We start from the raw sequence: 24966 nt of genomic DNA on the forward strand, positions 1-24966 counted from the left end.
AAGTAGTTGCTTGTGGAACACCGTTTATTCTATTTTAAGTTCAAGGACAAATATAGTTTTTATTTTTGTCTCAGATAAGTTCGATTCAAAATCAAATAAGTGAAAATTGTAGGTGAGAAAAAGGATGCCCGAATTACCAGAAGTTGAAACTGTCCGTAGAGGATTAGAGAAATTAGTGAAAAACAAAAAAATCAATAACGTCCAAGTGCTATGGCCGAGAATCATTGAACAACCGGAGGTACCGATTTTTGAAGCAACGTTAATTGGTGAAACCATCGAATCGATCGGTCGCAGAGGGAAATTTTTGATTTTTCACTTGAGTCATTATGAAATGATCTCTCATTTACGGATGGAGGGGAAATATCAATATTTTAAAAAAGAAGAACCGATCGATAAACACACACATGTGATTTTTTCTTTTGAAGATGGCAGCCAATTACGATACCACGATGTACGAAAATTCGGCCGTATGACGATCGTTGAAAAAGGAGCGAGCAATACCTATAAAGGAATTTTGAAATTAGGTCCAGAGCCTTTACCAGATTTATTCTTATTAAAAGACTTTACCTTAGGGCTACAAAAGTCACACAAAGCCATCAAACCTTTGTTACTTGATCAAAAGTTGGTCACAGGACTAGGAAATATCTACGTAGATGAAGCATTATGGGAAGCGAAGATCCATCCAGAGCAACCAGCTGATTCTTTACGCCCAAAAGAAATCAAATTACTCCGTCAAGCAATCATTGATGTGTTGTCACGAGCAGTTGAAGCAGGGGGAACAACGATCCGAAGTTATCTCAATGCGTTAGGTGAATCAGGGAGTTTCCAAGTGGCTTTACATGTCTATGGGCAGACAGGAGAAGCATGTGTTCGTTGCCAAACACCAATCGTGAAAACGAAAGTTGCGCAAAGGGGGACGCACTATTGTCCAACATGTCAGAAATTAAGAATATCCAAGTAGGATTTGTTTTAGGTTTGACTGGGGGAATTGCGACAGGCAAGAGTACTGCCGCTGCTATTTTCCAACAATATGGCTTTCCAGTGATTGATGCCGATCAAGTGGCAAGAGAAGTCGTTGAACCGGATACGCCAGGACTTCATGCGTTGATTCAAGCATTTGGGAAAGAGATCCTCCAACAGGACGGCCACTTAGATCGGGCAAAACTTGGACAATTGATTTTCGGCTCTGTCACTGCACGTGAGCAATTGAATCAAGTATTAGATCCATTTATCCGTGGGAGAATCACTGAAGAAATCATAGAGAAGAAAGCACAATATCCGCTAATCGTCGTCGATATTCCTTTATTGTATGAAGGACAGTATGATACACAGATGGATGCCGTCGCAGTTGTCTATATTCCTGAATCTCAGCAAATCGAACGCTTGATGGTACGCAATCAATTATCGAAACAAGAAGCAGAACAACGAGTGAAAAGCCAACTGTCAATCGAGGAAAAGAAACGACGTGCGGATATCGTATTTGATAATCGCCAAACCAAGGAAGATTTATCCGCTGTAATTAAAAAATGGTTGTTGCTTAATCGCTTTCTTTGAGTAAATCGCAACATTTTGCTATGCTATTTATATAAAGAAAGAGGGGGAGATGATACGATGGGTACATTCAAAAACCAAAAAGATAAAGTAGTAGGTTCTGCGAAAGAAAAAATTGGTGAGATTCTCCACAAAGAAGATTTACAGGAAAAGGGCCAGATCCAAGCAGAAGAAGGTAAAATTCGTGAAGATGAATATCGGGCGAGAATTGCTGAGTTAGAAGACCAACATGTCGAAAAAGAATCCAAGCGACAGGACTTAACCACAGAACGCAAAGATCCAGAAACAAGCCCTGAAGTAAACCAAGACCCCCAAGTCGATCATCGTTCAACAGAACAAAAAATCGAAGAAGAACGAATGAAACATTACACGGGAATCGAAGATAAACTATAGGGATTACCCAAGCATTTAGTAAAATAGAAAATCAAAAAGAAACAGGCTGGTGCTAAACACCAGTCTGTTTTCGTTCGTTGAGATAAAAACACAACAAATCTTTCATTTCAAGCGATTTTTTAACTGGGACAGTCGCATTGCTTAATTGTTTCATGTTATACTAAAGTTAGTAATAAGAAAACGTTTATTACGATCCACTTGAATTAGTTCAATAAAAAATCAGTGGAAAAAAATCTAAAACAATAAGCAGTGAAGTTGTGAAAATCACTTTGAACTGAGTAATAAGATATAAATTGAAAAAATCCTTTTCATATTTTATAATTTTTAAGCTTAGTGTTGAAAACCAGTCTTCTTAAGACCAATGATCCATAATTGGTGGAAAGAGTTGACTGATAGAACAACTTCATTTGGTACATTCAAATAAGCGATTAAACTACACCAAGAGAGGTGAAATTACGATGAGATGTCCTAGATGTCAACATAACAACTCAAGAGTGATCGATAGTCGTCAAGCTGACGATGGTCGTGCGATAAGAAGACGCCGTGAGTGCGAAAAATGTTCCTTCCGTTTTACGACCTTTGAGCGAATTGAAGCGGCACCTTTATTAGTCATCAAGAAAAATGGTGAACGAGAAGAATTCAATCGTGACAAGATTTTACGTGGATTGATCCGTTCTGCCGAAAAACGTCCAGTAGCGATGGAACAAATGGAACAGATCGTCAACCATGTTGAAAATCGTGTAAGAAGTCTTGGCGAAAATGAGGTTTCAACTAATCTGATCGGTGAATACGTCATGGAAGATTTAGTCAACTTAGATGAAATCGCCTATATTCGCTTTGCGAGTGTCTATCGTCAATTCAAAGATATGTCTGTCTTTTTGAAAGAATTACAAGATATTGTTGATAAAGCAAAAGATACGGGTAATAGTGAAAATGATGCGTAATTAATAAAGGAGGGAGTATTCCTTGGAAAATGCGTGGAAAGAATTACAACCGAAAAATATTTACCAAGGAAGAAAGAGCAGTCCTTTAAAAGAAGAAGGAAAGTCTGCCTTGTTATTCCTTTACCAACCATTGATCGGGGGAGAAGCGTTGAGTCTTTACTTGACGCTGTATTCGGAGATCTCGTTAGAAACTGGCGTAGGTCCTGAAGGACTACACGCCGATTTATTGAGTAGTCTAAGTTGTGGCTTACCGCAATTTTATGAGGCACGAAAAAAATTAGAAGGAATCGGTCTTTTAGAAGTCTATTTCAAAAAAGATGAAAATTTGGGTAATTGTTTTCTTTATGAGGTGTTAGAACCGATGGACGTTCCTACGTTTTTCAATGATACGTTACTTTCTTTTTTACTTCTAGAAAAAGTTGGCGAACGTCGATTCAACCAATTGACAGAATTATTTAAGCCAAAAAATCTTTCGCATGAAGGCTATCAAAAAATCACTAAGAAGTTTTTGGAAGTCTATCGGTTCAATGAAACAGTCTATGCAGCAAACCAAGAACAAGTGGAATCGATCCAGCAAAAATTCACACCTGTTGAACCCAAATCATTGATCGCAGATTCAGACTCGTTTGACTGGACGTTTTTAACCGATTGGTTGAAGAAACAACACATCAATCAGTTGACAGAACCAGTTCTGCAACAAGCGAAAACATACCAACAACTCTATGGCTTCGATGAACTGACTTTAGGAGAGTTGATTCTACAGTCATTTGATTTTACGACAGAAGAAGTATCTTTAAAAGAACTCCAACGGATCGTCTTGTTACGGCAGCAACAGCAGAATACGTTGCGACAATCGAGCAACACTCTGGTTACCGATCAGTCTGCTGAAACAGGTGTCCCTGTCAATCAGGCGTTGCCTAGTGCTGCACAACAATTGATCCAAGTCGCACGCCAAACCCCACCGATGCGTTATCTCGAAGCGATAAAAAAAGAAAAAGGCGGGTATGTTTCCAAACAGGAAAATTGGTTGTTGCAAGATTTGGTCACCCAATCTGGTCTGTCTAGCAGTGTCATCAACATTTTGATCAACTATGTGTTAGTCATAAAAAACCATGCGAGCTTAAATGCGAGCTTCGTGAATACGATCGCTAATGAGTGGGCGCAAAAAAAAATCAGTATGCCAGAAGAAGCGATTGAGCATCTCCATACATTGAGTACGAAAGCGAAGCAACCGAAAGCGTCAAAACAGAACAACACGTCCAATTATCGACGAAATGTAAGGCGAGAAAAATTGCCTGATTGGGTCAATCAACCAAAAGACGAAACACAAATCAGTACAGAGAAAAAAGCCGAGATCGATCGTCGCTTCAAAGAGTATCTGGCTAAAAAGGAAGGTGAGAGCTAATGGAAGATGTGGGAAAAGAACTGAAGAAAATCATCAGTAAACGCAACTACCAAGAAAAGTATTCCGAGATGATTGCTGAAGTTTTGAATGATGCGGACGTTCAAGCCTTTCTGTCAGCCCATCAAGACCGACTGACGCAAGCGGATATCGAAAAAAGTTATGCCAAACTCTATGAGTATGTCCAAGAAAAAAGAAAATATCAAACGAATGATCCAACCATGATCGCTCCCGGATATGAACCAAAATTGACATTGAACTTCCACTATGTCGACGTCACCTACGTGCCGACAGAAGCGCTCTTAGCTCGTCAAAAACAAGAAGAGATCAAGAGTCGTGTGAAAGCAATGGATATGCCCAAAGACATCCAATCTGCTTCCTTTGAAAATTTCGAACGAACAGATGGACGTGGCTATGCAAGCTTAGAAGCATTAGACTTCGTTGAACAATATTCAGCTGATCCTAAAAGCTTTCACAAAGGGTTGTACTTGGTCGGAAGTTTTGGTATCGGGAAAACCTATCTTTTAGGTGCAACAGCGAAAGAACTGGCAATCAAAGGATTCACCACAACGTTGGTTCATTTTCCAACATTTGCAGTTGAAATGAAGCAGGCCATCGGTAAAGATCAAGTGGCTGAGAAGTTAGATGCGGTGAAGAAATCGCCGATCTTGATGATCGATGATATTGGAGCGGATGCGATGAGTAGTTGGATCCGTGACGAAGTATTTGGTGTCATCTTACAGTTTCGAATGCAAGAACAATTGCCAACGTTCTTTTCTTCAAACTTCACGATGAACGAATTAGAACAGCATTTGACGGTGACACAACGAGGCGATGAGGAACCGTTGAAAGCCAAACGGATCATGGAACGAATCCGCTATTTGACAAAAGAAATCGAAATGACAGGCCGAAATCGCCGAAATGGCTAATGGTATTAAATGATTTTTACAGAAACAGGTTGGAGTATCTACTCAACTGTCACTGTTTTTCACCTTTTCAATAAAAATTCATAAAATGAACAAAGTTAAGATGAAACGAATCCATGGACTTGAGGAAATAACCGGATGGAATCATCAAAGCAGTAACGCAAGAAATTACACGGAGGATGTATGATGAAAGCTATTTTAACTGGTCTAGTTGCTGCCGGTCTCTTGTTTGCATTGGCAGGCTGCGGCAACGAAGAAGGAAGTACAGGTTCAATCGATTCGATCAATGCAGAATCGACAGTGGAAACAGATAGTTCTACCGAACAAAAGCAAAGTGTGTTTACAGGTACGATCGAAAGCTTCGGCGAAGCGGAAGGTGATGTATACCAAATCACCGTCAAAGATGTAGAAGAAATAAAAGATCCAGCAAATATCGGTACATCCTTCAGCAATGATGGAGTGATCTTAAATGCTTCAGTGGATCAAATCACTGGTGGTGTCGATTCCTTGAAAGAAGGAGAAAAGATCGAATTTAAATTGGTAGAAATGGCGGTCATGACGATGTCGATCCCTCCACAAGTTCCTGGAAATTCGATCATTGAGATCACTGCCCAATAAAAAAAGAATCAATCGAGATCTTTTGATTAATTGTTAAAAAAAGACTGGGATATTTTCCCAGTTCTTTTTTCTATTGAACATAAACTAATGTTATGATAGGAATAAGAACAATAGTTATCATAAAAGCGTAAATAAGTAGGATAACTTTGATAAGTAAGTGTTTGTCCAAAGGCGTGACAAATTGGATGACATCCAAACATTCAGTAGTTAAGGAGTGGAACAATGAATCACACAGAGTTATCGAAACGTCTTGAAACTGTCGGACGTTTTGTACCAGAAGCTGCTCGTTTAGCAGATATCGGTTCAGATCATGCGTACTTACCCGTCGCATTGATGCTAAAAGGGAAAATCGACTTTGCTGTAGCTGGAGAAGTCGTTAAAGGACCCTATGAATCGGCAAAACGACAGGTGATGAAAAATGGACTGTCTGAGCGAATAGAGGTACGCTTGGCTAATGGATTAGATGCCATCGAAAAGCACGATCAAATCAGCGCGATCACGATTGCTGGCATGGGAGGCTCTTTGATTCGCGACATTTTAGAATCTGGTCGGCAAAACCAGCGCTTATCGGGAGAAGAACGTTTGATTCTACAGCCCAATATTGGCGAAAAAACGCTAAGAATGTGGCTAAAAGAAAATAACTATCAGATCATTGCAGAAGAAATCATCGAAGAAAACAAAAAAATCTATGAGATCATCGTAGCTGAAAAGAAAGAACAGCCCATCGATTATTCTGAAAAAGAGCTGATGTTTGGGCCATTCTTACTCGAAGAGAAAAACGCTACTTTTTCGGCAAAATGGCAACGTGAGCTTAAACAACGTGAAGTGATCTTAGAGCAATTAAAAAATGCGAGTGAACAAAACAGATATGAGACAATCCAACAAGAGGTGGAATGGATCAAGGAGGTTTTATGACATGTCCATTAAAGCACAAGATTTCATCAAAAAATTTGAAAGCTATTGCCCGCAATGGTTAGCAGAAGAAGGCGATCCAGTTGGGTTGCATATCGGCACCTTGGACAAACCGATCCAACGTGTGATGATGACTTTAGATGTCCGACCAGAAGTGGTGGCAGAAGCCATTGAGAAAAAAATCGATCTTTTGATTGCAAAACATCCCCCTATTTTTAGACCAGTCAAACGCTTGATCACTGATTCTCCACAAGAAAAAATGTACGCTGATTTGTTGAAACATGACATTGCAGTCTATGCAGCTCACACAAACATGGATATCATTGAAGATGGGTTGAACGATTGGTTTTGTGAGCAATTAGGAATTGAGGTCACAGGTCATCTTGTTCAAACACATGAACGTGGCTATAAAAAATTGATCAGTTACCTTCCAGTGGAGGATGCTCCGCGTTTAAGAGCTGCCTTAGCAAAAGCGGGGGCCGGAGAACAAGGAGAGTATGATAGTACAAGTTTTACCTCTATCGGCCAAGGTCGATTCCGTCCAAAAGCTGGGGCGAATCCAACAATTGGTGAAGTCGGCCGTGCTGAACAAGTCCAAGAAGCCAAAGTCGAAGTGATCTTCCCAGAAAATATAGAAAAGAAAGTCTTACAAGCGATGTTTACAGCACATCCTTACGAAGAACCAGCATTTGATTTGTTCTCGATCGATGCACCAGTTAAAACCTGGGGATTAGGTCGTATTGGGGAACTAGCAAAAGAACAGAGCTTGGATGATTTCGCAGCCCATGTAAAAGAAGTTTTTCAATTGGAAGGTTTACGTGTGGTTCGCCCAACGACAAGTCCACAAAAAATGATCAAACGAGTCGCTATTTGTGGTGGGAGTGGTGAGAAGTTTTATCCCGCTGCCTTGGCTCAAGGAGCGGATGTCTATATTACTGGCGATATTTATTTCCATACAGCGCAAGATATGCAAAGTGCAGGATTAGCTGCAATTGATCCTGGCCATTATATCGAATCATTGTGCAAGGAAAAATTTGTAAAGAAGTTTGAAAAGTGGAAAAACGAAGAGAATTGGACGGTTGACTTTTTTGTTTCAGAAACATCGACCAATCCATTTGAATTTAAATAAAAAGGAGAGTCATTTATGTACGAGAACTTATTACCGCGATTTTTAAGATATGTCAAAACGGAAACACAATCCGATCCAACAAGTCATACTACGCCATCTACGCAAACGCAAGTAGAGTTTGCGCAAGTTTTGAAAAAAGAATTAGAAGATCTAGGCTTGTCTGATGTAACATACAATACAGAAAATGGTTTTGTGATTGCTACACTACCTAGTAATATCGATCATGACGTACGTTCGATTGGTTTTATTGCTCACATGGATACCGCTGATTTCAATGCTGTAGGCGTAAATCCTCAGATCATTGAAAATTATGATGGCGAATCAACGATCGTTCTAGATAAAGAAGGGCGCTTTACCTTGAATGTCAAAGATTTCCCTAATTTAAAAAATTATGATGGCCATACGTTGATCACCACTGATGGTACGACATTATTAGGCGCAGATGACAAAGCAGGTATTGCAGAAATTATGACAGCTATGGAGATTTTGTTGAAAAATCCTTCAATTCCTCATGGGGAGATCAAAGTTGCTTTTGGTCCAGACGAAGAAATCGGAGTTGGTGCGGATAAATTTGACGTAGAACAGTTCAACGTGGATTTTGCTTACACGATCGATGGTGGACCTTTAGGAGAATTACAATACGAAACGTTTAGTGCAGCGCAAGCAAACATCACGATCCAAGGGAAAAATGTCCATCCTGGTACAGCGAAGAATACAATGATCAATGCTTTACAATTAGCGATCGACTTCCACAATGAATTACCAGCTGATGAAGTTCCTGAAAAAACAGATGGTTACGAAGGATTCTTCCATTTGATGGCATTGAATGGTAGTCCAGAAGAGGCGAAAATGAGCTATATCATCCGTGACCATAAACGTGAGTCATTTGAAGCAAGAAAAGCAATGATCACAAGCATGCAAGAAAAAATGAATCAACGGTTTGACCAAGAGCGTATTCAAGTAGAAATGTATGATCAATACTACAACATGCGTGAAATCATCGAAAAGGATATGAGTATCGTTGATCTAGCTGAAAAAGCAATGATCGATTTAGATATCAAGCCAGTGATCGAACCGGTACGTGGTGGGACAGATGGCTCAAAAATCTCTTATCTGGGGATACCAACACCAAATCTATTTGCGGGTGGCGAAAACATGCACGGACGTTTTGAATTTGTGTCCCTACAAGTCATGGAAAAAGCGACAGATGTGATTGTTAAAATCGCGGAGTTGAATACGCAGGTGTAATCGATCCGTTTCATTGGTAAAAAAGATTAAATTTCAACCAATAATCTCACATTATTGGTTGATTGCTACACTGCGTTGACATATGATTGATTCGAGGCTATTTTAGTCAGTGCTCGAATCACTGTTCATGGGGGAGGGTGAGCGTTTATTTCGCATCCACTCCCTTTGTTTTTTGCAGGAAAGTAGGAGGAATATGGTTTATGAAGAAGTTACTGGTATTTTATAACAAAAGTTCAGGAAAGGATGAAGGGGAACAATTAGCTGAATGGTTCAAAGAGTATGTCGCAAAACACCGACCAGAACTAGAGGTTTATCTAACGGAAACTGGACCGTCGATCAAAGATGCAACATTGAGGGAAAAAGCAAAAGAACATGAGGTAGATACACTAGTCATCATTGGTGGTGATGGCACGATCCATCATATCATCCAAGCATTCCAAGATGAATTAGACCATTACCATGTTGGCTTATTGCCTGGTGGAACGATCAATAACTTAGCGAAAGTGTTAGGCATTCCTTTTGAGAAAGAAGAAGCCGCAGCGATGATGTTAGAGGAAACGATCCGCAAAATCGATTATGGGAAAGTGAATGATAAAGTAGTCATTTCTACTTTAACTATTGGCATATTAGCAGACACAGCGGTCTGGATCAGCCAAAAAGAAAAGCAAAAATATGGTTCATGGATCTTTATCAAACGTTTCGTGAAATTATTGCTAAAAAAGAAAAAATATCATTTGGATATCAAGACGGATGAAGAGCATTGGAAGGGCAAAGCACAGTTGTTGACTATCACGATGTCTAACTCAGTAGGTGGTTTTACTGGTTTCGACGATTCTGCTGCACCTGATGATGGCAAGTTCCACATCACCATCGTTCCTTCATTAGATTTTTTCCGGTTTGCATTTTATCTCCCACGTATGATCAAAGGTAAGATCTATTCTGTTCCTGGAATCAAATATCTGACAGCTAGTCAAGTCAATATCCAGGCACGAGAAAAGAAAGTGACGACTCGGACGGATGGTGATACTACAGATGACTTACCGATCGAATTAAAAGTCATCCCAGAAGGTATAACGATCTATGTACCAAAAGATGAGCAATAATTGGAGGAAGTTGATGGAAGTATTGATGCATAATCCCTTATGGTTTTATTTATTCATTGTGAATGTTTATCTATTTGGCTTGATGGGTTATGATAAACGTCAAGCAAAAAAAGGTGCTTGGCGTGTACCAGAAAGTAATTTGTTGTTTGTTAGCTTGTTAGGTGGTGGTTTGGGCGGTTTGTTCGCACAACGCATATTTCGTCACAAAACTAAAAAAAAGAAGTTCACGATCGTTTTCATGTTAGGAATCATGATTGATCTCGTCTTGATCTATTTTTTCCATTAAGGAGTCGTACATGTCTACTAAAGGAACAAAAATCAAAATCATCATTAATTTATTATTATTGACTATTATTCTCGCTATTATTTATTATTTGATCAACCAATCTTTTGCGGATATTTTCAAGGAGTTGCTTTCAACAAGTGTCCAAGTGCTTCTGGCGATGTTTTTTTTCGGTACACTTTATCAAATTGTAGAAGGTCGCTCAATCAAAGAGATCGCCAAGCCGTTTTCCAAATCCTTCAGTACAAGTGATGGATTCTGGACGTCTTGTTATATTGCCTTTTATCGGATTGTCTCATTTGGAACGGGTACACTGATCTCAGAAATTTATTTTTACAATAAAAAAGGGATGAAGTTTTCTCAAGGAGCAGGAGTCACTGCCCTGCATATGATCATGTATAAATTAGCGGTGATCACTTATGCAGTCATTGGCTTGATTGTTCAATTTTCTTTGTTCTACGAAAAGGCACCCAATATGATTTGGTTTATCATTGCTGGTATCATTTTGACGGCTTTGATCATATTATTTCTTGTGACCGTCTCCGTCAGTTTGAATCTTCAAGTTTTTTTCGTCAAAGTGTCCAATCGGTTATTCAAAACTGAACGTTTACGTCACTGGGTCGATACGTGCAACAGCCAGATCTATTCACTGAGAGAAACGGTGCAAACGATCATCCAAGATCGCACCGCATTGATCAGGATCTATTGTTGGAACCTGCTAAAACTACTCTGTTGGTATGTGATGCCTTATCTGTTTTTAGTAGGAAATCATCCAAATCTTGATTTTCTTTTGACATTTTCATTTATCAGCTTTGCAGTGGTGTTATCAGGAGTCTTGCCAACACCCGCAGGCATTGGCTCGTTTGAATTTGTTTATCTATTGCTCTTTCGTCCTGTAGTTGGAACGGTAGATGCTGTTTCTTCCTTATTGCTTTATCGATTTGGCTCGTTCATCTTGCCATTCATTTATGGCTTTTTCTACGTGATTGCAGAAAGACGGAATATCTTACGTCAAGAGATCCATGAGGTAAAGGCAGAAAAAAAGCGTACAAAGGGGAAAATTTAAATAATTTGAACAACTTTCAAGGAGAATTTAAATGGAGGATCAGTCTGAGCTGAAAATGCTTAGATTGATTCTTTTTTGTTTATTGAAAAATATCTGTTCAACGATTGCTTTCACGTAGAATAAGGTAGACGTTGCTATCTCTCAAACAAGACAGTCGCCCGAAATGTATGGAAGAAACAATCAGCACCAGTAGGGTAAAATTAAAATTCCTTCATTAGTTGCTGAAAGACTATACTTAATGGTATATACTATATATAAAAATTAATAGAAAGCTTAGCTTTTGACAAGAAATATTTTCTTGATTTTCCTCATCCTACAAACAGGATAAAGGACGATAAAAGTTGCTCTTTCATTTTTGGACCGTTCAACTTTTAGACGTATGACTTTTGATGTCAGAATGAATCGACTGTTTGATGAATGATATGTAGTTAGAAAGTAGGTAATAAAATGAAAAATAAGGGTTTTTCCAAAATATAGCTGGAAAAATTGCACAACGAATCAATGATGGAACTTACGTGACCAGTCAAAAGTTGCCTTCAGAAGCAAACCTAACCTCATATGGTCATTTACAAGAAATACTATTTAAGTTCTTACAAACTCCTTTACTTAGCTTAGGAAATACTCTAGGCGCGATGATCATAGCCTACTTATTCTTGCACTTTTTTTGGTTTTTCGGTATCAACGGTTCGAGTGTGGTTGGGGCAGTATTCAATCCGATTTTACGAGCACTATCCGTTGAAAATTTAGATGCCTTCAAAAATGGCGCAGATATACCAAATATTATCACAGGTCAATTTCAAGATATGTTTGCTACTTTTGGTGGTGGAGGATCTACGCTTTCATTGATTTTAATTATGATTCTAGTATACAAAAGCCAACGAGTAAAAAACTGTCGGAATTGTCACTAGTACCAGGGATTTTTGGGATCAATGAACCGATTATTTTTGGATTACCGATTGTCTTAAATCCAGTCTTACTAATTCCATTTGCACTTGTACCCACGATCAATATTATCATTTCCTATTTTTGTATGGAGTTAGGATTAGTTAATTATACGAATGGTATTCAACTACCATGGACAACACCACCGATCATTTCTGGTTTTTTAGTTAGTGGTTGGCAGTCATCTGTTTTGCAAGCATTACTGATCTACTAGGAATGGCTATTTATTATCCTTTTATTCAAGTGCTAGATAATCAGCATTTAAAAGAAGAAGCAGAAGCGGTACGGGAAGAAGAAGAAATCGATTTTGACGAATTCGATTTTGATGATTTATAGGAAAAGAGGCCGTAGGAAAAAAAGTCTTGATTCTCAATCATTTGACTGCAGGCTTGGGCAGTGATGAAAATGCCCAGCTACCTCCTGGAGGCAAAAAAACAGCCCTTGGACCAGGTCGTCGTACCTTAAATACACTTTTTCATGGACATGATACAGAAATCATTGCTACATTGTATTGTGGTGCTCAGTATTATCTCGCTCACCAAGAAGAGGTAAACAAAAAAATTATAGGTTTTGCCAAAAAAATCGTTGCAGATGCTGTTCTTTGTGGCCCCGCAATGCATTATGCTAATTTTGGCATGATGGCGGCCCAATTATCCTTAGTCTTCGGTGTACAAGGAATCCCAAGTGTAGTTGCGATGTCTGAAGAAAATCCTGCCTTTGGACGCTATGCTAAAGAGATCAATATAATAAAAATGCCTAAAAAAGGCGGAATTGGTTTAAATGATTCATATAAAAATATCAGCTCCTTTATTTCAGCGCTCGCTCATCAAAATCAATCATCATGACTTGATTTTGATGGATCAACTAGTTTGTCCCAAGCACTCATCAGAAATAAATACCTTTAGGTCGGAATAGGACCAGCCTCTAGAATTAAAGGTAACAACCACGAAATTATTCTGTAAATAATTGCGGTTGTTGCCCTTATTTTTATAGAGTTTTCTTTTGTTTCTGTCGTTTATTTGGTATAGAGTGACGGACAACATTTCCTGTAACTTTTGTCTCAAATTTTTTTGATGATCGCGAGTATAATCTTTGACCAAAGCTGACCAAATGAGTATAATAATCTTGTAAAGGTTAAAGAAAACGAGACTTTAGACGGATGTTATAGACGTTAGAGAAAGTTATAGTTGACTTTGACCAAACAACTTCTACTACAGGAGGGAAATAGATGAATAGTGAAAAAATGACAACTACGCTCCAAGAAGCGATTGCAGAAGCACAACAAGTAGCGATGACAAGAAAACATCAAGAAATCGACATCGTTCATTTATGGAAGATCTTTTTACAACCAAATCATTTTGGCCGTAATCTATATACAGATGCAGGTATCGATGCAGATGCGTTTGAACAAGAGATTGATCGAGTGTTAGATGAGTATCCAACAGTCTCAGGCAGTAATGTTCAATACGGACAAAATCTTAGTCAAAATCTTTTTCATTTATTGAATGAAGCGGATCAATTGAGAGAAAGCTTTGGTGATGAATTCTTATCCACTGAGATCGTGCTATTAGCTTTAATGAAATTAAAAAATTATCCACTGACTGTTTATTTGACAAAACAGGGACTGAATGAAAAAGAATTGCGTAAGAATATCGAAGACATGAGGGGAGGAGAGCGTGTGACTTCTAAAAATCAAGAAGAACAGTATAAAGCGTTAGAAAAATATGGTATCGATCTCGTCCAACAAGTTCGTAGTGGCAAAATGGACCCGATTATTGGCCGAGATGAAGAGATTCGTGATGTGATTCGAATCTTGTCACGTAAAACTAAAAACAACCCTGTGTTGATCGGGGAACCTGGTGTTGGTAAAACAGCGATTGTTGAAGGATTAGCTCAACGAATCGTTCGCAAAGATGTACCAGAAAACTTAAAAAATAAAACCATTTTTTCTTTAGATATGGGTGCCTTGATTGCCGGAGCAAAATTCCGTGGGGAGTTTGAAGAACGCTTAAAAGCAGTCTTGAAAGAAGTGAAGAAAAGCGATGGACGGATCATCTTGTTCATCGATGAGATCCACAATATCGTCGGGGCAGGAAAAACGGAAGGTAGTATGGATGCCGGTAACTTACTTAAACCGATGTTAGCTCGTGGGGAACTTCATTTGATCGGTGCGACTACTTTAGATGAATACCGCCAATACATGGAAAAGGACAAAGCGTTAGAGCGTCGTTTCCAAAAAGTATTAGTGAAGGAACCAACTGTTGAAGATACGATCAGTATTCTTCGAGGATTGAAAGAGCGTTTTGAGATCCACCATAGCGTCAATATCCATGATAATGCTTTGGTTGCGGCAGCTACATTATCCGATCGCTATATCACAGATCGCTTTTTACCTGATAAAGCCATTGATTTGATCGATGAGGCAAGTGCTACGATCCGAGTGGAAATGAATTCCATGCCAACGGAATTAGATCAGGTGACTCGTCGCTTGATGCAGTTGGAGATCGAAGAAGCAGCTTTGAAGAAAGAATCTGATGATGCAAGTAAAAAACGTTTGAAGAACTTACAAGAAGAACTAGCCGATCTTCGAGAAGAAGCCAATGCGATGAAGATGCAGTGGGAAACTGAAAAAGAAGAAGTAAATACCGTTTCTTCTAAACGTGCAGAAATCGATAAGGCAAAACACGAATTAGAAGACGCAGAAAACAATTATGATCTTGAGCGTGCCGCTGTTTTGCGTCATGGTACGATTCCACAATTAGAGAAAGAATTAGCAGAACTAGAAGCAAAAACAAAAGACAGTGACATCAAGATGGTACAAGAATCTGTCACTGAAAATGAGATTGCTCAAGTTGTCGGTCGTTTAACAGGGATTCCAGTAACGAAACTCGTGGAAGGTGAACGCGAAAAACTAATCAAGTTGAATGAAACACTTCATAAACGTGTCATTGGGCAAGATGAAGCGGTAGATGCAGTGAGTGATGCGGTCATTCGTTCTCGTGCAGGATTACAAGATCCAAATCGACCATTAGGTTCTTTCCTATTCTTAGGACCAACTGGTGTCGGTAAAACCGAGCTGGCAAAAGCTTTAGCAGAAAACTTATTTGATTCTGAAGAGCATATGGTGCGGATCGATATGAGTGAATACATGGAAAAACATGCCGTTTCTCGTTTAGTTGGTGCGCCTCCAGGTTACATTGGCTACGAAGAAGGTGGACAGTTAACAGAAGCTGTGCGACGAAACCCATATACGATCGTTTTGCTGGATGAAATTGAAAAGGCACATCCAGATGTCTTCAATATTTTATTACAAGTATTAGACGATGGACGTTTGACGGATTCAAAAGGTCGAGTCGTTGACTTTAAAAATACGGTGATGATCATGACAAGCAATATCGGTTCTCAATTATTGTTGGAAGGTGTTACCGCGGAAGGTACGATACCAGAAGAAGTCGAAGAACAAGTGAGAACGATTCTTCGTGGTCATTTCAAACCAGAATTTTTGAATCGTATTGATGACACGATTCTATTTACACCATTAAGTCTAAACAATGTCAAAGGGATCGTTGACAAGATGGTTTCTCAATTAGCACATCGTTTAGAACATCAAGAAATCATTTTGGAAATCAGTGACGAAGCAAAAACATGGATTGCAGAAAATGCGTATGAGCCTGCGTATGGCGCACGCCCATTGAAACGATTCATTACAAAAGAAGTCGAAACGCCTTTGGCTAAAGAAATAGTCGCTGGTAAAATCATGCCAAAATCGAAAGTAACAATCACTTTGTTTGATCACCACTTGGCATTTGCAAGTGAAAACTTACCCGAAGATGAATCATAAGAAACGCTTGTACCACCCTTATACATGACAGTAGGGAAAAGCATTACCTGTCAAAGTAGTGGACTATTACTGATAGTCTGCACTTTGACAGGTATTTTTTTCGTCTATACTTAATAAAATAATCAGTGGGATCATTGAATGGACAACTACTGAAAAGTGAATGGTGATAGCTAGATCAGAAACTAATCCTATGATTTACTGTATTCAAAACAGTAAAAGCAAGTGTTCTCATAAAGCGACTGACAAGCTAAGATAGAAGATGTAGATGAGGTGATAGTGTGATGATCAAGGAATGAGAGAACGCAATCATTCAATATATTTTGATGGATGAACATACGACGGGCACAAAAATAGCGAAACACATGAATTTATTGAATAAAACAGTTTCACAATCATTAAAATTGATCGATGAACTATTTAGCGGAACAACCATCGAATTAATTAAAAAACCACGAGTCGGTGTCTCGATCAATAATTATCCAAATGAAGTACTAAGTGAGCTTGATACGACGACAATGGTAATAGTTCCAGCTTCTAAAAAAAACGTATTCAATTCCTCTGTTTTGAACTCTTGAAAAAAAGACCTATTTCACTTGCCTGCGTTTTTGATGATATATGTAACGAGCACAAGTTATTTTGATATTCATGGACCGAAAGTGTTTCTACCTCAATCCATCGGCATGTTTGTTGGAGGGATGATCCTCTCAATGAAGAAGATCAGACAATTGAAAGTCAATGCAATTGATCGAAATATCGTCACCGGTTATTCTTGGTTGATCGCTAATACGACGTTATTTGCTGTGTCTGCGTCTTTAGGTGTATCCCTTTTCGCAAATGAGTTTACTTGTCTCAACTTAAGGAAGCATCATTCTTTTGAGAGAGAAGAAGACATCATTAGAAAAACGCTCAATCTATTTGGGTACATAGGTGTATGTAGTGGGTGTGGTTGGAATGAGATTTTTTAAATAAAGAATTAAAAAAATTGACAAAGGATTGAACAAAATCCCTTGCCAATTTTTTTATTTATCATATTTACTACGATTGATCAGTGATCTAATTTTTGTAGTCGGTAACTCTCAAAATGTGCTGGGTCTTTTTTCACTTGGACCCACGCATAAATACCCATGATAAAGGCGCCGACTGTATTTGTTAGTAAATCTCCCATTGTATCCATCAATGCTTCTCGTCCGACGAAGAGAGTACCATCAGATGCAGCAAACCGTTGCAAGTTCATCCCTAAGAATTGATCGCATAAAAATTCCCAGAATTCCCAGAAAACTCCGCACAACCCAGCAAAAGCAAATCCAAATAAAAGAAATAGCCAAGGACTTGTTTTCTCGATTGGTGCATCTTTCAGCAAGAAGCCGATCAAACCGTAACCTAAGGCAGTCAGAACCATCGGGCTGACTGCGTGTAAGATTTTATCCCAAAATGAAATAATACTAATCAAATGCATACCTGTTCCTAAAAAGACCGAGATGAACAAGAAAAACCAATAAAATAAAACAATTGCATCAGGAACATGGATCTTGAACAATCGGCGAGTGATCTGTGGCAAATAAATCAATAAGATACCTGCCAAAGATTCGACGATAAAGGTGATTCCTTGTGTGGTCGAATATTTGTTTGTTACAAATTCGAAAATGTTATAACCAACAACAAATAGACCGAAAATCGTTAATGCAATCTGAACTTTTTTTACTGTCTTACTCACTAATATTTCCTCCAGCTAGATATGATTTCAATGCTTCGAACAATGCCTTTTCAGAAGATACGATCGTTCCGTTCAACTTGATCAAGCCGACCGTATAAAGATTTAAATAATGGAACTGATTTTCACCAGCCTGTTGCAAGGCAGCGACTTTTTTTGGATGAGTCGCTCCTTGTTGGCGGCTGTCTGTATATAAACCAATGATCGGGATGCCTTTTGCATAGGCGACACCGATTTCAGAAGCAACCCCGGCATCGATCGTTAATCCGTCTAAAAGAGCAATCATCAAGTCACTTTCTAGTACTTTTTCAGTATCAGCCAAGGCAATCATTTTGCTGTCTGCATAGGCAGTCTTATCATTGATTGCTTCGTTTTCTTGTGGGAGATAGATCGACAAATCAGAAGAAATCTCTCTGATTTTTTTAACAAGAGATTCGTTATAAAGCAAATCTCCTTTTGCAAAAAGTGGTGATGCAAAATAAATATTCATTCGTTTCAACATCCTTTGTATTAGAAATAGTCACTAAAATAAGCTTCCATGTTTGGGATGATTCGCTCTAACGTCTTGACCATCTCCTCATCCGTGGTTATGCGCTCGATTCGAGCAAGGTAAGAAGCACGACGATAATTCATCATTAGACACGTCAATGTTTGGATATCTAAACGAACCATTTTACCAATCGGTTCGTTAACGATCGACAGGCGACCATCTCGCCACGTCAAGCCAAATACGCCATTATTCCAAGGTGCCACGGAATCTTCCACGATGAAATGGAAGTCTTCTGCTGTACCAGAAAAAGGGAAGTGTTGGATAAATTCTTTGACATCAACGATCCTTGCCATAAAGTAGGGTTCGATCTGTTCTTTGATTTGGCTATCTTCTAATAAGAAAGCAAGGGGTTCATTTTTGTAGATATCACCATGTACCCAGTAAACCATTGAGAAATGCGCAGAGATGAAGTTCCACAATCCGTTACGCGCCTCTTGATTCAGATAAAACATCTCTTTTACATGGAATATTTCTTCTGCGACCCAATAAAACAGTACACCAATTGGTTCATTGTTGCTATTATAATAGATCGCCGCAGTTCGTTCTTCTTCATTCTCGAAACGCCAGTATTCTTCCCAGTGAAACGCACTACGGAACAATGCCCCATGATTTTTATTGGCAAATTGCTGGTACACTCGGAAAACATCTTCGTGATCGACAGGTAGTCGCTCGACAATACCTGAAACGGGCACTTGTTTAGGTAGCTGTGTATCACGTATTTTAAAGGATAGCTTATCTGACATAATTTCCCAACCTTTACGCCTGTAGTAGGGAATATTGTAAGGATAGAGATAAGAGATCCACTGTTTATTTTTACGCATGTTATCTAAAGCTACGATGATCAAGTCTTGCATCAGTCCATGATTCGCATATTCGGGATAGGTGCCAACTCCAGTGACACCACCCATTTGATAATGCGTCCCGTGGATATTGACTTCACAAGGATAGATCGCGATTTGAGAAATCAGTTTTTCTTTATGAAACCAGCCGAATACATTTGATAATTCTAGAATCGGTCGCTTAGAACGTACAAATTCTCTTTTGTTTTCGAATCCACTTTCTTCAATATCCGAGTCAGTGACTTGAAACACATAGGAAAGTAATTCATTGAACTGATCAACATGTTCCTCCGTGACAGGCTTCAACTCAAAATTTTCTCTAAAATCTGTTTGGTCCATTTTTTCAACTCCAATTTAGTTACTTGTTCACAGTATAACAAAAGTTTCCAAAAAAAACTTCTAAAGTCCTTAGAAGGAAAAAGTCTTTAAATTCCTCCTTTTCGTTGGTATAATGAAAAGTGCTGATTATATGAAAAGAGGAGACGCTATGGATATAAAGAAAATGAAACAACGCCAAGAGCAAATTCGGAATTTTTCGATCATTGCTCATATCGACCATGGGAAATCAACTTTGGCCGATCGGATTTTGGAAAAGACGAACACTGTGACGTCTCGCGAAATGCAAGATCAGTTATTAGACTCCATGGATCTAGAACGTGAACGTGGGATCACGATCAAGCTTAATGCCGTAGAATTGAACTATACGGCAAAAAATGGGGAGACATACATCTTCCATTTGATCGATACCCCTGGGCACGTCGATTTTACCTATGAAGTATCCCGAAGTTTAGCTGCCTGTGAAGGCGCAGTCTTAGTCGTGGATGCCGCTCAAGGGATTGAAGCACAAACATTAGCCAATGTTTATTTGGCATTAGATAATGACCTAGAGATTTTACCAGTCATCAATAAGATCGATTTACCGGCCGCAGATCCAGAGCGTGTGCGTAATGAAATCGAAGAAGTGATCGGCATCGATGCCAGTGAAGCGGTATTAGCAAGTGCGAAGTCTGGGATCGGTATCGAAGAAATACTAGAACAAGTAGTGGAATATGTCCCAGCACCTTCTGGTGATATCGAAGCGCCTTTGAAAGCATTGATTTTTGATTCGATCTATGACAGCTACCGCGGAGTTATTTTAAACGTACGTATCACCGATGGTGTTGTTAAAGCAGGGGATAAAATCAAATTGATGAGTAATGGCAAGACCTTCGATGTGACCGAAGTCGGCGTTTTCTCACCAAAAACGATTGCTCGTGACTTCTTGATGGTCGGTGATGTTGGTTATATCACAGCAAGCATCAAGACAGTCCAAGATACAAGCGTCGGGGATACAGTGACACTAGCGGACAATCCAGCTGCAGAAGCTTTACCAGGTTATCGTAAAATGAATCCAATGGTCTATTGTGGTTTATACCCGATCGACACATCACGATATAATGACCTACGTGAAGCATTGGAAAAACTTCAACTGAACGATGCAGCATTGCAGTTTGAACCAGAAACGTCACAAGCACTTGGTTTTGGCTTCCGTTGTGGTTTTTTAGGGTTGCTTCACATGGATGTTGTTCAAGAACGTTTGGAACGTGAATTCAATCTTGAATTGATCACAACAGCACCATCTGTAATCTATCATGTCAATAAAACAGACGGTTCGATGGTCGTCGTTGATAATCCTGCTGATTTTCCTGAACCAGTCACGATCCAAGATGTCGAAGAACCTTTTGTGAAAGCACAGATCATGGTACCTAATGAATACGTTGGTGCAGTCATGGAACTTTCTCAACGCAAACGTGGTGACTTTATCACGATGGACTATTTAGATGATTACCGTGTCAACGTCGTTTATAACTTGCCATTGTCAGAGATTGTTTTTGACTTCTTCGACAAACTAAAATCAAGCACGAAAGGCTACGCCTCACTTGATTACGAAATGTCAGGTTATCAAAAGAGTAAGCTAGTCAAAATGGATATCTTGCTGAATGGTGAAAAAGTCGACGCATTAAGTTTCATCGTTCACCGTGATTTTGCGTATGAACGCGGAAAAGCAATCGTAGAAAAACTGAAAAAACTAATCCCTCGTCAACAATTCGAGGTACCAATCCAAGCAGCAATCGGCCAAAAAATCGTTGCACGTTCAGACATCAAAGCCTTACGTAAAAATGTATTGGCAAAATGTTACGGGGGTGACGTTTCCCGTAAACGTAAACTACTTGAAAAACAAAAAGAAGGTAAGAAACGAATGAAACAAATCGGTAACGTCGAAGTCCCTCAAGAAGCCTTCATGGCCGTTCTGAAAATGGACGAGGATGAACCGAAGAAATAGTAAGGGGTCTAGCCGTTGGGCTAGACTTTTTTTTGTTGAATTTTCCCACGGATTTATGGGAAAATTCAATTTATACTGTCTGTTAACATTTTCTTTTATATTTTCCAACATGATAGGAATCTTAACTACTGAGTAATCACTAGGATTATTTTAGCTAAAGATACTTTAAGTATGTTGAAGGTCTTTGTTTTTTATGGGATAGCTATTTTCTGGAAGATTATCTTAACCATTTTTCAGATAACGCACTAATTTTGTCGGCTTATTTGTCTAGTTTATTGATTTCAACAACGATGTTTTCTCGAACTTTTTCTTCTTTTTTTTCTAGGTTTGGCAGTTATCTTCACGTCCTCTTTCTTTAATCATTTTGAATATAGAGCTTTACTATTAGTTATACAATTTGAACCACTTTTTTTGAACATGATGTTCTTTTTTTTTTGATATATGAAAGTGTTAGGAGTAATATGAGGATGAACAAACTATTATTTTAGGAGGAATAATTTATGTGTACGTCTATTACTTATGTAACAAGTGATCATTATTTTGGAAGAAATTTTGATTATGAGATATCTTACAATGAAGTAGTCACTGTTACTCCAAAAAATTATGAATTAGTTTTTCGAAAGGTGAACAATTTGGATACTCATTATGCGATGATTGGTATTGCTGCTGGTGTAGCTGACTATCCTCTTTATTATGATGCAACGAATGAAAAAGGATTAAGTATGGCTGGTCTAAACTTTTCTGGATATGCTGATTATAAAGAAATACAAGAAGGGAAAGATAATGTATCTCCGTTTGAATTCATCCCTTGGATTTTGGGCCAATGTTCAACTGTAGATGAAGCAGAAAAATTGTTAGAAAATATCAACTTAGCAAATATAAATTATAGTGATGAGCTTCCATTGTCTCCTTTACATTGGTTATTAGCTGATAAAGAAAGATCAATTGTAATCGAAAGTATGAAAGATGGCCTTCATATATATGATAATCCTGTGGGCGTTCTTACTAATAATCCATCATTTGATTATCAATTATTCAATTTAAATAATTATCGTGTCTTATCGAGTGAAACTCCAAAAAATAATTTTTCAGATCAAATTAATTTGAATGCTTACAGTCGCGGTATGGGTGGGATAGGATTACCTGGAGATTTATCCTCAGTTTCTCGTTTTGTTAAAGCAACTTTTACGAAACTGAACTCAGTATCCGGTAGTTCAGAATCAGAAAGTGTCAGTCAATTTTTCCATATCTTAGGTTCAGTAGAACAACAAAAAGGTTTATGTGATGTGGGTGATGGAAAATATGAATATACAATTTATTCTTCCTGTTGCAATGTTGATAAAGGAATCTATTATTATCGAACCTATGAAGACAGTCAAATCACTGCAGTTGATATGAATAAAGAAGACTTAGATAGTCACAAGTTAATTAGCTATCCAATTATAGAACAACAACAATTTAAATATATGAATTAGTTAATGTTTTGTGGTTAGATCTTCAATATAAATGTAATACGAAAAGACAAGGTATTTCAAAAAGCATTCGTCTTTAAATGTAATATTCTTGTCTTTTTGTTGTCTCTTCAACACTGTGGTTATAATATTTTTAGAGAATATCTTATGTAAAATCTATTGCTATTTTTTGTTCATTTATGAGGAGGAAAAAGATGAAAAGGGGATTTATTTCTAAGGGGATTTTTGGGTTCACGATACTTGCGATTTTAGCGAGTTCGTTTGGTGTGAATCAAGTTTTTGCAGAGGATTCGTCTACAATGGATACATCGACTGAATCGACTCAAACTTCAGTAGCTCCACAGATAAAAAGTATAGAAACAAATGAAGTCAGTCAAGAGACAGAAACAGAGATACCCGCGCAAGAGACACAACAAACACCACCAGTACAAGCGAGGGAAGCAAAAGAAGCTCAACCAGAGCAACCACAAACTGCAATCATCGATGGAGTAGAAGTAGTTTTGCAAGCGCCGGAAAAAGCTGGTAAAAACGAAGCTGATATCACGCAAGCGCCAAAAGAGGAATTGATCGAAGGCTCTCCAAGATTATTTCGAGCAACTGTGCAAACGATTCCAATGTATCGTTTATTCAATCCACATAGTGGGGAGCATTTTTACACGAGAGATACTGGTGAACGAGATAATTTAAGAAGGATTGGCTGGAATTACGAAGGTGTCGGTTGGCAGGCGCCGACAAGTGGCGATCCAGTTTATCGTTTATACAATCGCTATAATGGTGAACATTTTTATACGTTGAATGCAAAAGAAAGAGATAGTATTACGAAACAAGGCTGGACATACGAAGGAATCGGTTGGTATTCTTATAAAGGAGCGAATGCCATTCCTGTCAGTCGTTTATATAGTAAACGAGTGAACTGGCACCATTATACATTAGATGAAAACGAGAAAAAAGTAATCACGAAACAAGGATGGGTCTATGAAGGTGTTGGTTGGTACGCAGTTGGCAGTGGTCAACAAAATCAAGAGGACTATAAGCTATTGGGTGTGAAAAATTACAACCAATATGCGTTGGGTGCGCCAAGTGGATGTGAAGGGGCTTCTTTATTACAGGCACTTCAATATAAAGGAAAGATCACCAACTGGAGTTTGACTCAATTTTTGAATACAATTCCTAAATCTCCGAATGGTAATCCAAACAGCGGTTTTGTCGGCAGCCCATTTGTCGAAAACTCATGGACTTATTCTGCAATTTATCCTACACCTTTGACGGCGTGGGGCAAGAAGTACGGAAATGTCCAAAATATTTCAGGTAGCTCGATGAGTACGTTGTTAAACGACGTCAAAAATGGCCATCCGGTTGTTGCTTGGGTGACGATCAACTTTCAGCCAATCCGTTGGGGAAATTGGAATTTTGGTACCGCAACGAATAATAATCATGCGGTCACTCTTGATGGATATAATAAAGGAAGTAATCAAGTCCATGTATCTGATCCTATCAGTGGTTCTTATTGGATGAATCGGGCAACATTTGAGAATATTTATAATGCACGTAAATATGCGGTAGTTGTAAGGTAGACCAAAGCTTAACAAAAAATTTGTTGTAGTAATTTTTTTTCTATATCCTGTAAATTCCGAGAATAGTTTTGGAGTTTACGGGTTATTTTTATTGCGTTATTCTTGCCAAGTCTAAATCAATCGCTAGATGAAAATTTTA

The 24966-nt window shown here is 38.6% G+C and carries 23 protein-coding genes and 1 pseudogene; 21 read left to right on the top strand and 3 right to left on the bottom strand.

Going from position 1 to position 24966, the window contains the following annotated elements; all coding sequences use genetic code 11:
- Positions 1–124: 124 nt before the first annotated feature.
- The 18 genes and pseudogenes from mutM (at position 125) to P3R27_RS04330 (ending at position 17323) form a co-directional block, all read left to right on the top strand.
- Positions 125–961: a DNA-formamidopyrimidine glycosylase gene (mutM, locus tag P3R27_RS04245; protein WP_034688774.1), complete on the top strand. Its 837-nt coding sequence runs from the start codon at positions 125–127 to the stop codon at positions 959–961.
- Positions 934–1554: a dephospho-CoA kinase gene (coaE, locus tag P3R27_RS04250; protein WP_152538784.1), complete on the top strand. Its 621-nt coding sequence runs from the start codon at positions 934–936 to the stop codon at positions 1552–1554. Before mutM ends, coaE begins: the two co-directional genes overlap by 28 nt.
- A gap of 57 nt (positions 1555–1611) precedes the next feature.
- Positions 1612–1944, top strand: coding sequence for a hypothetical protein (locus P3R27_RS04255; protein ID WP_010735312.1), 333 nt, complete (start codon positions 1612–1614; stop codon positions 1942–1944).
- A 458-nt stretch (positions 1945–2402) separates the two neighbouring features.
- Positions 2403–2888, top strand: coding sequence for a transcriptional regulator NrdR (gene nrdR, locus P3R27_RS04260; RefSeq protein WP_034688768.1), 486 nt, complete (start codon positions 2403–2405; stop codon positions 2886–2888).
- 22 nt (positions 2889–2910) lie between these two features.
- Positions 2911–4293, top strand: a complete 1383-nt coding sequence (locus P3R27_RS04265) for a replication initiation and membrane attachment family protein (RefSeq protein WP_301356916.1) — start codon at positions 2911–2913, stop codon at positions 4291–4293.
- Complete coding sequence (gene dnaI / locus P3R27_RS04270) at positions 4293–5219, top strand: primosomal protein DnaI (protein ID WP_034688763.1); 927 nt, start codon at positions 4293–4295, stop codon at positions 5217–5219. The genes P3R27_RS04265 and dnaI overlap by 1 nt, the downstream gene beginning before the upstream one ends.
- 183 nt (positions 5220–5402) lie before the next feature.
- Positions 5403–5834, top strand: coding sequence for a hypothetical protein (locus P3R27_RS04275; RefSeq protein WP_034688761.1), 432 nt, complete (start codon positions 5403–5405; stop codon positions 5832–5834).
- A 222-nt stretch (positions 5835–6056) separates the two neighbouring features.
- Positions 6057–6749 (top strand): tRNA (adenine(22)-N(1))-methyltransferase, encoded by a 693-nt coding sequence (locus P3R27_RS04280; protein ID WP_034688760.1) that lies wholly within the window; start codon positions 6057–6059, stop codon positions 6747–6749.
- Between the two features lies 1 nt (position 6750).
- Positions 6751–7875, top strand: coding sequence for a Nif3-like dinuclear metal center hexameric protein (locus P3R27_RS04285; protein ID WP_034688759.1), 1125 nt, complete (start codon positions 6751–6753; stop codon positions 7873–7875).
- A gap of 15 nt (positions 7876–7890) precedes the next feature.
- The gene (gene pepT, locus P3R27_RS04290; protein ID WP_034688758.1) at positions 7891–9123 is read left to right on the top strand and encodes a peptidase T; all 1233 of its coding nucleotides are present in this window, start codon (positions 7891–7893) and stop codon (positions 9121–9123) included.
- Positions 9124–9323: 200 nt separating this feature from the next.
- A complete protein-coding gene (locus P3R27_RS04295; RefSeq protein ID WP_034688757.1) occupies positions 9324–10226 on the top strand; it encodes a diacylglycerol/lipid kinase family protein in 903 nt (300 codons plus the stop codon).
- 13 nt (positions 10227–10239) lie between these two features.
- The gene (locus P3R27_RS04300) at positions 10240–10512 is read left to right on the top strand and encodes a DUF1294 domain-containing protein (protein ID WP_010735321.1); all 273 of its coding nucleotides are present in this window, start codon (positions 10240–10242) and stop codon (positions 10510–10512) included.
- Between the two features lie 10 nt (positions 10513–10522).
- Positions 10523–11575 carry a lysylphosphatidylglycerol synthase transmembrane domain-containing protein gene (locus tag P3R27_RS04305; protein ID WP_034688756.1) on the top strand — a complete coding sequence of 351 codons (1053 nt, stop codon included), beginning with the start codon at positions 10523–10525 and terminating at the stop codon, positions 11573–11575.
- Positions 11576–12117: 542 nt separating this feature from the next.
- Positions 12118–12853: pseudogene (locus P3R27_RS04310) on the top strand (PTS sugar transporter subunit IIC); the annotation flags it as partial.
- 26 nt (positions 12854–12879) lie between these two features.
- The gene (locus P3R27_RS04315; RefSeq protein WP_235186332.1) at positions 12880–13362 is read left to right on the top strand and encodes a GrdB-related putative oxidoreductase; all 483 of its coding nucleotides are present in this window, start codon (positions 12880–12882) and stop codon (positions 13360–13362) included.
- A gap of 383 nt (positions 13363–13745) precedes the next feature.
- The gene (clpB, locus tag P3R27_RS04320) at positions 13746–16358 is read left to right on the top strand and encodes an ATP-dependent chaperone ClpB (protein ID WP_034688754.1); all 2613 of its coding nucleotides are present in this window, start codon (positions 13746–13748) and stop codon (positions 16356–16358) included.
- A 362-nt stretch (positions 16359–16720) separates the two neighbouring features.
- Entirely contained in the window at positions 16721–16933 is a 213-nt protein-coding gene (locus tag P3R27_RS04325; RefSeq protein WP_235186331.1) for a hypothetical protein, read from the top strand.
- Positions 16934–16966: 33 nt separating this feature from the next.
- Positions 16967–17323 carry a GRP family sugar transporter gene (locus P3R27_RS04330; RefSeq protein WP_080693151.1) on the top strand — a complete coding sequence of 119 codons (357 nt, stop codon included), beginning with the start codon at positions 16967–16969 and terminating at the stop codon, positions 17321–17323.
- An 80-nt stretch (positions 17324–17403) separates the two neighbouring features.
- Here P3R27_RS04330 and P3R27_RS04335 read toward each other — a convergent pair whose 3' ends face one another.
- The 3 genes from P3R27_RS04335 to P3R27_RS04345 are packed head-to-tail and all read right to left on the bottom strand — an operon-like array spanning position 17404 to position 19797.
- Positions 17404–18072 carry a DUF2238 domain-containing protein gene (locus tag P3R27_RS04335; protein WP_126134123.1) on the bottom strand — a complete coding sequence of 223 codons (669 nt, stop codon included), beginning with the start codon at positions 18070–18072 and terminating at the stop codon, positions 17404–17406.
- Positions 18065–18559, bottom strand: coding sequence for a nucleoside 2-deoxyribosyltransferase (locus P3R27_RS04340; RefSeq protein WP_034688823.1), 495 nt, complete (start codon positions 18557–18559; stop codon positions 18065–18067). Before P3R27_RS04340 ends, P3R27_RS04335 begins: the two co-directional genes overlap by 8 nt.
- Before the next feature lie 20 nt (positions 18560–18579).
- Positions 18580–19797 (bottom strand): GNAT family N-acetyltransferase, encoded by a 1218-nt coding sequence (locus tag P3R27_RS04345; RefSeq protein WP_034688751.1) that lies wholly within the window; start codon positions 19795–19797, stop codon positions 18580–18582.
- A 148-nt stretch (positions 19798–19945) separates the two neighbouring features.
- On the opposite strand from P3R27_RS04345, the gene lepA reads away from it, so the two are divergent.
- From lepA to P3R27_RS04360, 3 genes are all read left to right on the top strand, one after another.
- The gene (lepA, locus tag P3R27_RS04350) at positions 19946–21781 is read left to right on the top strand and encodes a translation elongation factor 4 (RefSeq protein WP_034688749.1); all 1836 of its coding nucleotides are present in this window, start codon (positions 19946–19948) and stop codon (positions 21779–21781) included.
- 500 nt (positions 21782–22281) lie between these two features.
- Positions 22282–23256, top strand: coding sequence for a choloylglycine hydrolase (gene bsh, locus P3R27_RS04355; protein ID WP_034688747.1), 975 nt, complete (start codon positions 22282–22284; stop codon positions 23254–23256).
- Between the two features lie 191 nt (positions 23257–23447).
- Positions 23448–24827, top strand: a complete 1380-nt coding sequence (locus tag P3R27_RS04360; protein ID WP_034688746.1) for a C39 family peptidase — start codon at positions 23448–23450, stop codon at positions 24825–24827.
- Positions 24828–24966: the final 139 nt, after the last annotated feature.

It is taken from the genome of Enterococcus spodopteracolus (genome assembly GCF_030441955.1).
Taxonomy (GTDB): Bacteria; Bacillota; Bacilli; order Lactobacillales; family Enterococcaceae; genus Enterococcus_B; species Enterococcus_B spodopteracolus.

Bases quoted from the DNA above. Each gene is read 5' to 3' on its own strand.
- P3R27_RS04280 (WP_034688760.1), top strand. From the start codon at position 6,057: ATGAATCACACAGAGTTATCGAAACGTCTTGAAACTGTCGGACGTTTT.
- clpB (WP_034688754.1), top strand. From the start codon at position 13,746: ATGAATAGTGAAAAAATGACAACTACGCTCCAAGAAGCGATTGCAGAA.
- lepA (WP_034688749.1), top strand. From the start codon at position 19,946: ATGGATATAAAGAAAATGAAACAACGCCAAGAGCAAATTCGGAATTTT.
- P3R27_RS04295 (WP_034688757.1), top strand. From the start codon at position 9,324: ATGAAGAAGTTACTGGTATTTTATAACAAAAGTTCAGGAAAGGATGAA.
- mutM (WP_034688774.1), top strand. From the start codon at position 125: ATGCCCGAATTACCAGAAGTTGAAACTGTCCGTAGAGGATTAGAGAAA.
- P3R27_RS04305 (WP_034688756.1), top strand. From the start codon at position 10,523: ATGTCTACTAAAGGAACAAAAATCAAAATCATCATTAATTTATTATTA.
- P3R27_RS04255 (WP_010735312.1), top strand. From the start codon at position 1,612: ATGGGTACATTCAAAAACCAAAAAGATAAAGTAGTAGGTTCTGCGAAA.
- dnaI (WP_034688763.1), top strand. From the start codon at position 4,293: ATGGAAGATGTGGGAAAAGAACTGAAGAAAATCATCAGTAAACGCAAC.
- P3R27_RS04340 (WP_034688823.1), bottom strand. From the start codon at position 18,559: ATGAATATTTATTTTGCATCACCACTTTTTGCAAAAGGAGATTTGCTT.
- P3R27_RS04275 (WP_034688761.1), top strand. From the start codon at position 5,403: ATGAAAGCTATTTTAACTGGTCTAGTTGCTGCCGGTCTCTTGTTTGCA.
- P3R27_RS04285 (WP_034688759.1), top strand. From the start codon at position 6,751: ATGTCCATTAAAGCACAAGATTTCATCAAAAAATTTGAAAGCTATTGC.
- coaE (WP_152538784.1), top strand. From the start codon at position 934: ATGTCAGAAATTAAGAATATCCAAGTAGGATTTGTTTTAGGTTTGACT.
- bsh (WP_034688747.1), top strand. From the start codon at position 22,282: ATGTGTACGTCTATTACTTATGTAACAAGTGATCATTATTTTGGAAGA.
- P3R27_RS04330 (WP_080693151.1), top strand. From the start codon at position 16,967: ATGATATATGTAACGAGCACAAGTTATTTTGATATTCATGGACCGAAA.
- P3R27_RS04345 (WP_034688751.1), bottom strand. From the start codon at position 19,797: ATGGACCAAACAGATTTTAGAGAAAATTTTGAGTTGAAGCCTGTCACG.
- pepT (WP_034688758.1), top strand. From the start codon at position 7,891: ATGTACGAGAACTTATTACCGCGATTTTTAAGATATGTCAAAACGGAA.
- P3R27_RS04360 (WP_034688746.1), top strand. From the start codon at position 23,448: ATGAAAAGGGGATTTATTTCTAAGGGGATTTTTGGGTTCACGATACTT.
- P3R27_RS04325 (WP_235186331.1), top strand. From the start codon at position 16,721: ATGAATTTATTGAATAAAACAGTTTCACAATCATTAAAATTGATCGAT.
- nrdR (WP_034688768.1), top strand. From the start codon at position 2,403: ATGAGATGTCCTAGATGTCAACATAACAACTCAAGAGTGATCGATAGT.
- P3R27_RS04300 (WP_010735321.1), top strand. From the start codon at position 10,240: ATGGAAGTATTGATGCATAATCCCTTATGGTTTTATTTATTCATTGTG.